Origin of the sequence: Brasilonema octagenarum UFV-OR1 (genome assembly GCF_963888615.1) — a bacterium.
In the GTDB taxonomy this organism is placed as follows: Bacteria; Cyanobacteriota; Cyanobacteriia; order Cyanobacteriales; family Nostocaceae; genus Brasilonema; species Brasilonema sennae.
In genome coordinates, this window is the sequence record NZ_CAWPKW010000109.1 from 1 (window position 1) to 13,342 (window position 13,342).

Genomic DNA, 13,342 nt, shown 5'->3' on the forward strand with positions numbered 1-13,342 from the left:
GAAACCCTCCCGCAGTGCTGGTTCACCAAGACGGCAAGTGGACTCACCAAGACGGCGGCTGGTCTCACGTGTTAAGCGTTAAGCGTTAAGCGTGTTTCTTAAGAGTACACAAAAGATATGCAAACGTTTCGCGCTTGCTTTTGGGCAAGTTCCGTGAAACAACGCAATTTGCTAGCGTCTTTAGGATTGCCTCCCTTTAGTGGCTGCGGACGGTTATTTAATCTGACATGCTATTAACAGTAGCAGCAACCATTCTGCACGGTAACGCATATATGCTAAGTCCTAGTACCGCGCGGCGCAAATACGCCTACCTTTTTTAAAGACTGCAAACTCGGATGTTTTCCCTACTTGTAATGGTAAGCTCACTTGCGCCAACCTGTACTAGTACAATTCGGCAGGTATGCTCTAGGGCAAAGCCCTTGGATGCAGGGTAGACTATAATGCTTATAAAATTAGCGGCGTTGCAGATTTCTAACTGCCTAGTTATTTCCGCGAATTGTTTCCATCATCAACGTCAAGGACTAGAAGCCTGTAAGTTAAATAATATCAAAAATAGAAAGATGCCAGCAGATAAAATACTCAGTCCAGAGACTGTAAAGTTGAGAATATCCGGCTGTTGAGGGAACTCTCTAAAAATTGAATCAACACATGAATCTAGCACTATCAAAATCCTCAGTTAGTGTTTAACAAACAACTATTTGGATGGGGGGAAAACTGTAAATTAGGAAGTTATCTCCCGCAATGTCATTAATAGGATGCCCGGATGATCTAGGGAAACTTTTCTTAAGTGTATGCTTTTAGCTTACATTTAAGACACTTCTTTCAGCATACATACTTTTAGCGAAAAAATCTACAGTCAACAAAAATAATGCTCTTATTCTTTGACTGAATGGTGATAATTTTTGGTTATTTTGTCCCTACCTTTCATAGCAATAGCTCTTTTGACTGAATTCAAGATGCTGTTTGTTTCGCTTTTGACTAATGTGGTTAAAAATGTTCTTGACTTGCTCAATACGAAGGTGTTGCTGTTGGCTAATTTGCTCAATATTACAACGATTTACTTGGGAATAAATCTTTTCCTCGTACCTTTGTGTGTACCTCCTTCGCCAATCGATAAACTGCAATCGCTCAGTGATGTATCGCTGACACACTCTACAATAAAATTGACGACGTGGTAACTTGAGGTAAACTTCTTTACTCTCTACTGGTACATCTCTAACTAAAATTGGTCTAGTTTGATGTAATTCTTCTGTGTAATTACGACAATGTGGGCAGTATGTACCTTTGGTTAAAACCCTTAATTGAAAAGATACTGAATCTTGAGAAAAATGACAAGATTCTACTGCTACACCAGGTAAATTTAGTAAATCTGTGAGACGTATGTTCATCGCAAAAAAGTCAGTTAATGTTACATTTTGCACCATGAATTATATGATTCATTGATTGTGTCATGACCTCGTCATTGCACAGCAAGAATCAAGTCAGGATTTTTTTTGGTAATGCATAAGTAGCAATGATTGTAAGTCGGCTTTTCTCTTTGTAAAAGATGCACAAAGCCATTCATACCCCTACTTTTGTGCTTCCCTGGCAAATTTTGGGTATGAATTTTTTTTGTTCTTCAGATGTTTGTCGCCATACTAAAACAAGTTTTACCACATAGTACGGCAAAAATTCTCTTCTATAAAAAATAATGATCAATGATCATTGGATGGTGAAACAGCTTCGCGACTTTAGGATGTTATTTTTTTATCACTCTGGCTGATAACGTCAAACATACCCATACAACCCTCTGCTGCGATCGCATCCTGATGTGGATGAAACATATACATACCTGGATAGCGAAAGGAAAATTCCAAGATGTGGCGTTCGGCTGTCCCCATTGTGATCACATCACTTTCATGAGACGGTTTTAAAGTCATTCCCGTAGGAAAGACCTTAAAAAAGTTGGCGTGTAGGTGAAACGTTACTGCTGGATCGAATTCAATGATGTTAAGCACGTACAGTCGAATCAACTGATTTTGGTAAATCCGAATAGGATTATCCTTATAGTAGTTAGGCAGACCATTAAAGGCGTAATATTCATTACGGTTATCATCGTTCACATCATACCCAGCCATAATCAGGACTATCTCATCTGCTGGGGGACGTGGACTCGGCGGATCGACGATAAACATTCCGTATAACCCCTTGGCAACATGACGAGTGACTGGTTCGATGTGACAGTGGTACAAATGAACGCCATAAGGTTCTGCATCAAATTCATAGATAAATGCTGTACCGTGGCGAACTGGACGAACGCCATCCATCTCTGAGGGGTGAACGCCATGAAAATGTAGAGAGTGGGAATGTCCTGCCTGGTTGAAGAACAACACCCGCACGCGATCGCCCTGTTTTGCCCTAAGCGTTGGTCCTGGTATGCGACCATTTAAATCCCAAATGTTGAAAGAAACAGCACTATTGAGCTGAATCGGGGAAGTACCAGCAGTTAATCGAAATTCTCGAACGACACGTCCATTTTCTCGCTTCAGCGTACCATAATCAAATTCTCGTACCATCTTCGAGGGGGTAGCTAAATCAGAAGTTGTCTGTGTCTCCATAGGCGGCACTTTTACCCGTGATAGAGATCGGGAATTCAGTATTTGCCATAAAGCCGCACCAGCCACACCAGTACCTGCTAAGCCCAGCATCAACAGATTACGACGACTCAATAGTTTTTCTTGCTCTAAAACAGAATTGTTAGGCATGATTTTGTAAACGGCTAGCGGCAAAATGCGAGAAAATTGCTAATCTTTTTCAATTATTTTCTCAGAAAATGGTAAAACAATCAATACTTCATTATTAATCTTTCTCAAGTATGAAAAATAATATTCTCAATAGAAATGAGGTTATTTCTCAAAAAAATTGCATACGGTAGTCACAGGAATTTAATTGTATATAAAGATATTAAGTAATTATGGGGTGTATAATACATATTTCCTAATAGCTGAAAACAAGGCGGTAGCCAAGACCTTTTTGCTATCCAACACTTCCCCAAACTCGACTAAAAAAGCGGGAACCTTTGCTGACAAAAATATTTCTTGAGTCAAGACGTTCAGCGATTTATACTAAAAGCTTTAGCATCTGCAGGTACTGAGCATGTTGAAAACTATTCCCAAGTCAAAAGGCAGAGTAAGGTTAGTCAGTCTCATCTTGATGGCAGTGGTAAGTTTTTATTTGATTGTGTGCTTACCTAAACCAGCCTACGCGATGCACATTATGGAAGGTTTTTTACCACCAGGCTGGGCAATTTTTTGGTGGGTTGTGGCATTACCGTTTTTTATTTTGGGATTGCGATCGCTGACTCGCATCACCAAAGCCACTCCTGAACTCAAACTACTTTTAGCATTGGCAGGAGCGTTTACTTTTGTGCTGTCAGCATTGAAAATGCCTTCAGTAACAGGAAGTTGTTCCCATCCAACAGGCACAGGATTAGGAGCAGTGCTATTTGGACCTTTAGCCATGTCGGTACTTGGTAGTTTGGTATTGCTATTTCAAGCACTATTGTTAGCACATGGCGGGTTGACAACACTGGGAGCTAATGCTTTTTCAATGGCAATTGTCGGACCATTTGTTGCCTTCTGGCTCTACCGCTTGGTTATGCAAAGTGGTAAACAAAGATTAGCGATATTTATAGCATCTGCTGTTGCAGATTTGACAACTTATATTGTCACTTCTGTGCAACTGGCTCTTGCTTTCCCCGCAGCTACGGGTGGTTTCATGGCATCATTTATAAAATTTGCAGGAATTTTTGCCGTCACACAAGTACCCTTGGCAATTAGTGAAGGATTGTTAACAGTCTTGGTTTGGAATTGGCTTTCTAACTATGGACATCAAGAACTAGAAATGTTAAACCTCATGAAACCAAAGACCGAATAGAAAGTAGAGAGTGGTTAGTCATCATTTTTTAAAAATAACGATTAACAAATAATAAATAACAAGTGACTCATGACAAAGCAAAATAAAAAATGGAATAACTGGCTATTGGTGTTAGCAGTGGTGGTATTAGCAGCAGCACCAGTAGTCTTTATTAAAGGTGCAGAATTTAGTGGTTCTGATGACCAAGCCGAATCGGCTATTAAAGAGATACAGCCCGAATATAAACCTTGGTTTAAATCATTAATTGAGTTGCCCAGTGGGGAAGTTGAAAGCCTCATGTTTAGCGTGCAAGCAGCAATAGGTGCTGGTGTGATTGGCTATGTAATTGGGTTATACAAGGGGCGTTCTGAACAAAGCAAAAAACCAAATGAGAATTCAGATTGATACCTTAGCTTACACAAATCGCTTACGTTGGTTACCACCAGAACAAAAATTGGTATTTGCCACTGTCCTGCTACTTATCACTGCCTTTGCTCATCCTTTCATTCAAGTCTTGATTGCTGTTTGGATAAGTTTTTGGACAGTGATGTATGCAGGAATTCCTGCTAAAACTTATCTGAAATTAGTTTATGTTGCTACTCTCTTCTGGTTAACTAGTTTACCAGCTTTAGTTATCAATGGAGTAGACCTTTCTCACATACATTTAGTGCCAAAGGATTCACTCGGTGGCTTGACTTTTGGCTCTTATTATATATATATCAGTCACCAAGGTATTGAGCAGGGATTGACTATTTTAACGCGAGCTATTGCTTCTTTATCCTGCCTATACTTTGTGATGCTAACTATCCCCTTTTCCGAACTTTTGCAAACACTACGTCGTATAGGAGTTCCAGTACTGATAACTGAGCTTTTATTGCTGATGTATCGCTTTATTTTTGTCCTTCTCAATACCACTGCTGAGTTATTGACTGCTCAACAATCTCGTGGTGGCTATCGTACTTTTCGCATTGGAATGAAAAGTTTAGCACTGTTAATTGGACAATTACTTAAGCGAACTATAGAAAATTATCGTCAAGTCTCCTTAAGTTTAGCAGCACGGGGTTTTAATGGAGAACTGCGGGTTTGGCATCCCCATCGCTATCAAAAATCCAAGCGCTATGCTATAGAAGCAATTGTTGGGTGCGTAGTCTTAATAGCATTGGAATTTTTGCAGCATGCAGGAATGGTTACTCGAATTTGAGCAGGTACATTATACTTACCCAGGTGCACAACAGTCGGCTCTGAATGGTCTGAGTGTACGAATTCCTGCTCGTAAAAGATGTGCATTAATTGGTCAAAACGGATGTGGTAAAAGCACATTATTTTTGTTAGCTAATGGTCTATACAAGCCTGACAAAGGAACTATCTCATGGCAAGGTAAACGATTGCAATATAATCGTGACTACCTGACGACTTTACGCCAAAAAGTCGGGTTAATTTTTCAAGATCCAGAACAACAACTGGTAGCCTCTACTGTTGAAGAAGATATTTCTTATGGGTTGTGTAATTTGCAGTTACCAGAAGCAGAAATTCAACAGCGAGTCGAGCAAGCTTTAGTAGAATTTGGATTAACTGAACTTGCTCAAAGACCAGTACATCATCTCAGTTTAGGACAAAAAAAGCGAGTTTCAATAGCAGATGTGATGGTGCTACGACCAGAACTCTTATTGCTAGATGAACCCACCGCTTATCTGGATAGATTACACACGCGTAACTTGATGGCAACCTTGAGAAAAATTCACGCATCTGGAACAACAATCTTGATGGCAACCCATGATCTTGATTTAGTTTATCGCTGGGCTGATTGGATATTAGTTATGGATAAAGGAAGACTCATTTTGGAAGGTAAACCGCAAGATGTGTTTACTCAACGCGAAATTTTAGAAGAGTTACAGTTAGGAGTGCCATTGATATATGAAATGTTATTTGCAGATGGAGTTGCCGAAGAAGGACCTGTTTTGGAACGATTGCGACAACGGATCTTGAATTTATTTCGTTATTTTTAATCTTGTTTTTAAGAATTATTAAGCCTTTTGCAAAAGTCAAGAGTCATGAAAATGAAAAATAGAAATTTTGCCAGAAGTCTATTCTTTTTTTCTTTTAAACTTCCAAATAAAACTCTTAAAAAATTACGAATCTAAAAATAAGTCAAGTAAAAATATAAATGTTATTGTCTATAATCCGTAAGTAACACTCTCAAATCCCCCAAGAGGGCATTGCAAAGAAGGGGTAAAATTTGGTTTTGTTATTAATACTATGCCGTAGTTATAGAAATTACTTTGTGTTATTTATGACACAAAATGTAGGGGCACATTATGCATATTCCTGATGGGTTTGTATCTCTCCCAGTAGCCGCAGCTACTGGGTTAGTAAGTGTGGTGGGGCTAGGAATAGGTATGGGGCGATCCCAAGACGCTTTTGGTATCCGTCGCGCACCTGTTCTTGGTTTAACCACCGCATTTATTTTTGCTGCACAAATGATTAATTTTCCTGTCGCAGGTGGCACAAGTGGTCACTTATTGGGAGGCACCTTGGCGGCTATTATTTTGGGTAGCCCTTGGGCAGGTATGTTGTGCATTGCTACCGTTTTAATTATTCAAGCTGTTCTATTTGCTGATGGTGGGATCACAGCCTTGGGAGCAAATATCTTTAACATGGGTGTGATTGGAGTTTGGGTTGGCTGGAGTTTAACCCAAACTTTACAGCGGTTGTTTGGAGGATATAAAGGGCGTTTACCTTTAGCTGCTGGTATTGCAGCTGGCATTAGTGTCGTGGTTGCTGCGATCGCTTGTGCTATAGAGTTAGCCCTTTCTGGAACTGCACCAGTCAATATAGTTTTACCAGCGATGACTGGGGTACATATCCTCATTGGCATTGGTGAAGGATTGATTACTGGAGGTGTGTTAACTTACTTGATGACAGCACGACCAGACCTTTTGCCTGGAAACCAGCAGGAATTTAAAGGGTGGGTGGTACCTGTTGTTAGCATTCTTCTGATTGCAGGTGTGCTTTCACTGCTAGCCTCAGCATACCCAGATGGTTTAGAAAAAGTTGCTGAAAATTTGGGTTTCATTAAGTTAGGCGAAAATGTACGAGTGTCAGTCCCCACGCCATTTGCTGACTACACTGTTAATGGTAATGAAGGTATAGGAACGAGTATTGCTGGAATTCTCGGGTCTATTGTTTGTTTTGGAGTCGCCTTTGGTATTGCAAAATTGGTTAGACCAAATAATGCTTAGAATTTCTTTACCGTTACGCTTGCAGCTATCGTTAGTCATTGTTGTGGGGTGTGCTTTCCTTAAGCCTAATGCTTGGTACTGGCTAGGTGCGTATGGGGCGATCGCACTGTTATGGGCTTGTCTACTACGTGTACCCATTCGTAAACTCACAGGCTTACTCGGTGCAGAACTGATTTTTCTCTCGTTACTAGCGTTACCCTTAGGATGGGAGCGAGCTAGTTTTTTGCTGGTTCGTTCCCTAATTTGTCTCATAACGATGAACAGCTTTTTGTTAACTTTGCCACCTCACAGTTTTGGCATCGCCCTCAAAAGCTTACCCCTACCGAGAGTTTTAAAAGAAAACTTATTGTTAGCTGGGCAATACATAGAAATTTTGGTTGGAGAAGTGACGCGAATGCAGCGTAGTGCTCAATTACGCGGTTTGAACGGTCCTGCTGGGTGGTTGCGCTACGCCAGTGCAGCTATGATCGGAACATTGTATCTCCGCAGTTTGGAACGAGCAGAAAGAGTCTACGCAGCAATGGAAGTTCGTGGTTACAACGGACAGCTACCAACAGATGGGACATTAAGACCAAAAGAGCGTTTTGCAGTGGCGATGATGTGTGCCATTGCTCTTTGTTTGACTGTGGCTTCCTATACCAATTTTGGATTTTAGTCCTCAGTAGGATGAACAACGCCCTACGCATCAAATAATCTTAGCCTGGAAATTCAAATCATTCATCATCCACAAAATAGAATGTTACAAACAGGGGTCGTTGTTCAGAATCTAGTGTATGCCTATTCAAATCAAGAACCAGTTTTACGAGACATTTCTTTTACCTTGAATCCAGGCGAACGCGTTGCACTCATGGGATCGACAGGTTCTGGTAAAAGTACCTTACTAGAGAACCTCATCGGTTTAAAACAACCCCTTTCAGGAAAAATTTGGATCAATGATATTCTACTAGAACCGAAAACCTTACCACAAATACGCCGTAACATCGGGTTTAGCTTCCAAGATGCCAACGATCAACTGTTTATGCCAACCATCTTAGAAGATGTGACTTTTGGGCCACGTAATTACGGTGTACCACCAGCAATAGCAATTGACAAAGCAAGACACCTGTTAGCTGATTTTGGACTAGAAGCTTACATCAACCGTTCTGCCCACGAACTTTCCGGTGGACAAAGACGTCTGGCTGCCTTAGCAGCGATTTTAGCGTTAGAGCCAACAATTTTGATTTTGGACGAACCTACAAATGGTCTCGATCCAGCATGGCGGCGTCACTTAGCTCAAGTTTTGTTAAGGTTACCCGTGCAGGTGATATTAATCGCCTCTCACGACTTACACTGGCTCAGTAAAGTGACTCAACGCGCCTTAGTGCTTTCTGGTGGTCAGATTGCAATAGATAGGGATATTCAGCCGTTATTGCAAGATGCTGATACGCTGGATAAGCTTGGTTTACCCGTGGGTTGGTAATCGAATCAGTGAACAATGAACAGTGAACAGTGAACAGTAAACAGTGAACAATGAACACTAACAACTGATAACTGATAACTGATAACTGGTCGAAATACCAATAAAAACGACTGAATCATTGGTTACTATTGTTTCGGTTTTATTGGTGGTAAGGTGTTAATGTCTGTTTTGCGTAGATATACCGTTATTATTCCTATTACCTTGAGTATGGCAATGTTCGTGACTGCGTGCAGTGACAGCAAAGCCTCCCAATGTGAGCGACTGGTTAACCTCATTAACAAAGGAAGTGACCTGATTGATAAAAATAAAGGTCAGCAGGTGACAACTAGCTTGCAACTATCCAAGGATTTGGAAGCTGTGACCAAAGAAATTAAGGAGCTAAATTTAAAAGACCCCAAGCTTCAACAATTTCAGAGCAGTTTTGTTAAGGTGTTTGAGACTTTTAGTCAATCAATTGCTACAGCAGGTAAGGCTCTTGGTTCAGCTAAGACAGCTCAAGCCTCATCAGAGGGTAGGATCAAAATTCAAAAGGCAAGAGGAGAAATCGATACAGCACTAACAGCAGCCACAAATGCTGCGAAACAGTCTGATACTCTGGCATCTGAGCTTAACAAGTACTGTAGTAGCGAATCAAAATGAGGTAAGTGGGTTTCCAGTAGCGCGTAAGCGCTACTGTTTGCTTTAGGATGAAATTATCTGTCAAGACTTGTTTATATCTCAATATGATTCAATTTCTCAATCTCTAGATAATGAGTCACACGGAAATCTGCCCCATATTTAGTCCATCGTTAAAAAATCATTTTGAATTTTAAACTTTTCTAGATCTTAAGTCCGACTTCTGCTAGTATCTTGGTTACATTTTTCATAAATTTACTTACAAATGGATAGCGAAAAGAGTCGTTCTTATTGGCGTGCGAACACTGCTTTAATTCGCAACCTTTTAATAGTTTGGGCGCTGGTGTCTCTCGTTTTTAGTATTTTGCTGGTACAACCATTAAATGCTGTGCGTTTTTTTGGCGTACCCTTTGGCTTTTGGATGGCACAGCAGGGTTCAATTCTGATTTTTGTGGTGTTGATTTTCATCTACGCCTTTCAAATGGACAAGTTAGACCGCAAGCATAATATTAGAAGGTGAGGATAAAGTTGTGTCAGTTGAAATTTGGACTATTTTAATAGTTGGACTTTCCTTCCTGGTATACCTCTACATTGGTTGGCAATCACGAGTTAAAGATAGTAAAGGCTTTTTTGTAGCGGATCAGGGAATTCCTTCCATTGCCAATGGTGCAGCCACTGCTGCCGATTGGATGTCTGCAGCCTCGTTCATTTCAATGGCGGGGCTGATTAGTTTTATGGGCTATGATGGCTCCATTTATTTGATGGGTTGGACTGGAGGCTACGTTCTGCTGGCACTGTTGCTGGCTCCTTACCTCCGCAAGTTTGGTAAGTATACAGTACCCGATTTCGTGGGAGACAGATACTATTCCAACGTTGCCCGTCTGGTAGCAGTTGTGGCAGCCATTTTTGTCTCCTTGACTTATGTTGCTGGACAAATGCGGGGGGTTGGTATTGTTTTCAGCCGCTTCCTACAGGTAGACATCAACACAGGTGTCATCATCGGCATGGTTATTGTGGGCTTTTTTGCTGTGCTGGGCGGCATGAAAGGCATCACTTGGACACAGGTAGCACAGTACGTCATCTTGATTATTGCTTACCTCATTCCAGCGATCGCGCTTGCTGTATTGCTTACAGGCAACCCGATTCCCCAGTTTGCATTTACCTTTAGTGACATTGCCGACAAGCTCAATCAAATCCAAGTTGATCTTGGGTTTGCACAGTACACTCAGCCATTTGTCAACAAGCCCATGCTGGATGTGCTGTTCGTTACCATCGCTTTGATGGTGGGAACCGCTGGACTGCCTCATGTTATTGTACGTTTTTATACAGTTCCTGACGTTCGCTCAGCTCGGTTTTCTGCTGGTTGGGCACTGTTATTCATCGCCATTCTGTATACTACGGCTCCAGCCCTCTCGATGTTTGCCCGTTATAACCTTATTAATTCCCTGCACAATCATACTGTTGAGGAAGTGCGGCAGTTAGACTGGGCAAACAAGTGGGAACGCACCAAACTGCTAGCTTTTGAAGATAAAAACGGTGACGGACGTCTACAATTAACTCCAAAAAAAGACACGAACGAGATTACGATTGACCGAGACATCATTGTGCTTGCAACTCCAGAGATTGCTAAACTGGCTCCTTGGGTGATCGCTTTGGTAGCGGCTGGTGGATTGGCAGCAGCTTTGTCTACAGCATCAGGGCTGTTACTGGTGATTTCTAGTTCCATAGCCCACGATGTGTACTACCGCATCGTTGATCCGGGAGCATCAGAACAAAAACGCCTGTTTGTCGGACGTTTGATGGTCGGTTTGTCCCTCGTTGGTGCTGGATATTTTGGGGTGAATCCACCAGGTTTCGTGGGTGAAGTCGTGGCTTTTGCCTTTGGATTAGCTGCTTCTAGCTTCTTTCCGGCTATCATCCTGGGTATCTTCGACAAACGCACCAACAAAGAAGGGGCGATCGCTGGTATGGTGACAGGTTTAATCTTTACTACCGCATACATTGTAGGCGTTAAGTTTGGGGGTATGCCACCTTGGTTCTTTGGGGTTTCTCCTGAAGGAATTGGCACTGTGGGTATGCTGCTAAACTTAGTTGTTACCCTCGTGGTGTCTCGTCTAACACCACCTCCTCCAGCAGAAATTCAGGCACTGGTGGAGGACTTACGTAGTCCAGATATTGAGGAAACACAATCAATTAGGGCTATGCATTAGTATAAACTCAAACTTCATCTTCAACCCATCCCCACACACGGGGATGGGTGCTTTTGTTATAATAGCTCTTTCTCTAGACAGTTGACAATGATTTCTGGAACTGAGCCAGAGCAAGATGAAATCTATAACTATAGCCAGCACAAGGGCACCATTCCAGATGAGAAACTTGTTCATGGTAAAGTGGCTCTGATTTACGCATTGGCTATACTAGTGAATTAGCCCGCTTGATTGACCGTTAAGTCTGTAGCCATTTTTACTACGAAAGGCAGTTTTGACAATCAATCAGCTAGCTTATAACCATACGGAGAGATCAGAATCATTTACACGTCTTCAAGGAAGTAGCTATGAAAGGGGAACTCACTGAATTGATAGCCAAAGTCATACAAGTTCTGCAAATCAATGCGCGTTGGATGACTTGGAACCTATTTTTAGCTTTTATACCTTTGGCTTTGAGTGTTTGGTTGTTTCGCAATGGGCGCGGGCGATCTTGGGTTTGGTGGTTGGGATTTATAGTTTTCTATAGTTTTCTACCAAATGCACCTTACCTGCTGACTGATCTCATTCATCTTATAGATGATATCCGTAGAATTCAGTCTGTATGGGTCATAACCCTGATACTCATCCCGTTGTATGTATTGGTTATTTTAGCTGGATTTGAAGCTTACGTTATATCTTTAATTAATTTAGGTTATTATTTACATCGCATTGGTAAGAGCAAATGGATCTTGTGGGTTGAGTTAATTACCCATGCTTTGTGTGCTGTGGGTGTTTATTGGGGACGTTTCTTACGTTTTAACAGCTGGGATTTTGTCACTCAACCGGATGAGGTACTCACTAAAGGTGTAGAGGACATTCTTGGTAAACAGCCCCTAGTGATTATTGCTATTACCTTTGGCATACTTGTCGGTCTACATTGGATTATGAAACGAGTGACTTTGGTTTTTTTTTCGCAAAGGGGAAAAAACTTAACTAACAACTCAAAAGATCTCAACTCAAACACGCCTAATGTTGGATAACTTTCAAGAAAAACGCTTAACGCTTAACGCTTAACAGGAAAGAAGGTGTTTGTTTCATTCGTAGCAGGTGGTTATCGCCTAAGAGTGCGCCAGCTTTTTACGAAACACGCTCGCGAAAAGCGTGTAGTTGAGGGTGAGGAAAAAATTCAAAAAGCATAACGCACTCTACTTTTCTTCTCCAGTTCCTGGTGCAGAAGTACCAAAGCGATATCCTTTAGCATAGACTGTATGAATTAATTGTGTTTCACCAGCTTGTTCAATCTTACGCCGTAGTAAGCGAATTAATGCAGCAATAACATTGCTACTAGGTAGTTGCTCATCTTTCCAGAGATATTGGAGAATCTGGGCGTGAGTGAGCAGCTGTCCCGTATTTTCCATAAAATATTGCAGGAGCTGACTTTCTTTTTCGGATAAGTCGATGATTCTGCCTTGACGATAGGCGACTTGGTTTTCGGTATCGAGTTCTAAGTCAGCGACTACAAGCTTTTGGGTTGTTGTACCGTGGCTTTGTGAACCGGAACGACGCAATAAAGCCCGAACTCGTGCTAGCAACTCGCGCAACTCAAAAGGTTTAACCAAATAGTCGTCCGCACCTGCATCCAAACCTTCAACTCGATCATCAAGAGTATCTTTAGCAGTGAGAAACAACACGGGCGTAGTTTCGCCTTGGCGTCGTAATTCTTGACAAATCTCCAAACCTGTTTTTCCTGGTAGCATCCAATCTAGAATCAGTAAGTTATAACTACCGCTTTGTGCAAGTTGGCTACCACTTGTCCCATCATAAGCCGCATCAACGCTATACCCCTCACGAGTTAACATGCGACTCAAAGGATCAGTTAATTCAACTTCATCATCAACAAGTAAAATTCGCATGGCAAGCTATTGTACTTAGCTATCAGATATTATTAT

General features: G+C 41.5%; 14 protein-coding genes. 11 read left to right on the top strand and 3 right to left on the bottom strand.

The window, feature by feature from the left end; all coding sequences use genetic code 11:
- Positions 1–917 precede the first annotated feature (917 nt).
- Both AC5590_RS08280 and AC5590_RS08285 read right to left on the bottom strand, forming a co-directional pair.
- Entirely contained in the window at positions 918–1,424 is a 507-nt protein-coding gene (locus AC5590_RS08280; protein WP_246163054.1) for a transposase family protein, read from the bottom strand.
- A gap of 306 nt (positions 1,425–1,730) precedes the next feature.
- A complete protein-coding gene (locus tag AC5590_RS08285) occupies positions 1,731–2,744 on the bottom strand; it encodes a multicopper oxidase domain-containing protein (protein WP_169263588.1) in 1,014 nt (337 codons plus the stop codon).
- A gap of 391 nt (positions 2,745–3,135) precedes the next feature.
- On the opposite strand from AC5590_RS08285, the gene AC5590_RS08290 reads away from it, so the two are divergent.
- From AC5590_RS08290 to AC5590_RS08340, 11 genes are all read left to right on the top strand, one after another.
- Positions 3,136–3,915 (top strand): energy-coupling factor ABC transporter permease, encoded by a 780-nt coding sequence (locus AC5590_RS08290; protein ID WP_169263589.1) that lies wholly within the window; start codon positions 3,136–3,138, stop codon positions 3,913–3,915.
- Positions 3,916–3,984: 69 nt separating this feature from the next.
- Positions 3,985–4,299 (top strand): energy-coupling factor ABC transporter substrate-binding protein, encoded by a 315-nt coding sequence (locus tag AC5590_RS08295; protein WP_169263590.1) that lies wholly within the window; start codon positions 3,985–3,987, stop codon positions 4,297–4,299.
- Entirely contained in the window at positions 4,283–5,095 is an 813-nt protein-coding gene (gene cbiQ, locus AC5590_RS08300; RefSeq protein WP_169263591.1) for a cobalt ECF transporter T component CbiQ, read from the top strand. Before AC5590_RS08295 ends, cbiQ begins: the two co-directional genes overlap by 17 nt.
- Complete coding sequence (locus tag AC5590_RS08305) at positions 5,070–5,900, top strand: energy-coupling factor ABC transporter ATP-binding protein (RefSeq protein ID WP_169263592.1); 831 nt, start codon at positions 5,070–5,072, stop codon at positions 5,898–5,900. The genes cbiQ and AC5590_RS08305 overlap by 26 nt, the downstream gene beginning before the upstream one ends.
- A 309-nt stretch (positions 5,901–6,209) precedes the next feature.
- Positions 6,210–7,133: an energy-coupling factor ABC transporter permease gene (locus AC5590_RS08310; RefSeq protein ID WP_169263593.1), complete on the top strand. Its 924-nt coding sequence runs from the start codon at positions 6,210–6,212 to the stop codon at positions 7,131–7,133.
- On the top strand, positions 7,126–7,788 hold the full coding sequence (locus tag AC5590_RS08315; RefSeq protein WP_169263594.1) for an energy-coupling factor transporter transmembrane component T family protein: 663 nt from the start codon (positions 7,126–7,128) through the stop codon (positions 7,786–7,788). Before AC5590_RS08310 ends, AC5590_RS08315 begins: the two co-directional genes overlap by 8 nt.
- An 81-nt stretch (positions 7,789–7,869) precedes the next feature.
- Positions 7,870–8,592 (top strand): energy-coupling factor ABC transporter ATP-binding protein, encoded by a 723-nt coding sequence (locus AC5590_RS08320; protein ID WP_169263595.1) that lies wholly within the window; start codon positions 7,870–7,872, stop codon positions 8,590–8,592.
- 159 nt (positions 8,593–8,751) lie between these two features.
- Positions 8,752–9,231 carry a hypothetical protein gene (locus AC5590_RS08325; RefSeq protein ID WP_169263596.1) on the top strand — a complete coding sequence of 160 codons (480 nt, stop codon included), beginning with the start codon at positions 8,752–8,754 and terminating at the stop codon, positions 9,229–9,231.
- 241 nt (positions 9,232–9,472) lie between these two features.
- Positions 9,473–9,727 (top strand): DUF4212 domain-containing protein, encoded by a 255-nt coding sequence (locus AC5590_RS08330; RefSeq protein ID WP_169263597.1) that lies wholly within the window; start codon positions 9,473–9,475, stop codon positions 9,725–9,727.
- Between the two features lie 10 nt (positions 9,728–9,737).
- Positions 9,738–11,417, top strand: a complete 1,680-nt coding sequence (locus tag AC5590_RS08335) for a sodium:solute symporter family protein (RefSeq protein WP_169263598.1) — start codon at positions 9,738–9,740, stop codon at positions 11,415–11,417.
- Positions 11,418–11,761: 344 nt separating this feature from the next.
- On the top strand, positions 11,762–12,433 hold the full coding sequence (locus AC5590_RS08340; RefSeq protein ID WP_169263599.1) for a DUF1361 domain-containing protein: 672 nt from the start codon (positions 11,762–11,764) through the stop codon (positions 12,431–12,433).
- 165 nt (positions 12,434–12,598) lie between these two features.
- Here the strand turns inward: AC5590_RS08340 and rppA are convergent, their stop codons facing one another.
- Positions 12,599–13,306, bottom strand: a complete 708-nt coding sequence (gene rppA / locus AC5590_RS08345) for a two-component system response regulator RppA (RefSeq protein WP_169263600.1) — start codon at positions 13,304–13,306, stop codon at positions 12,599–12,601.
- Between the last annotated feature and the right edge of the window lie 36 nt (positions 13,307–13,342).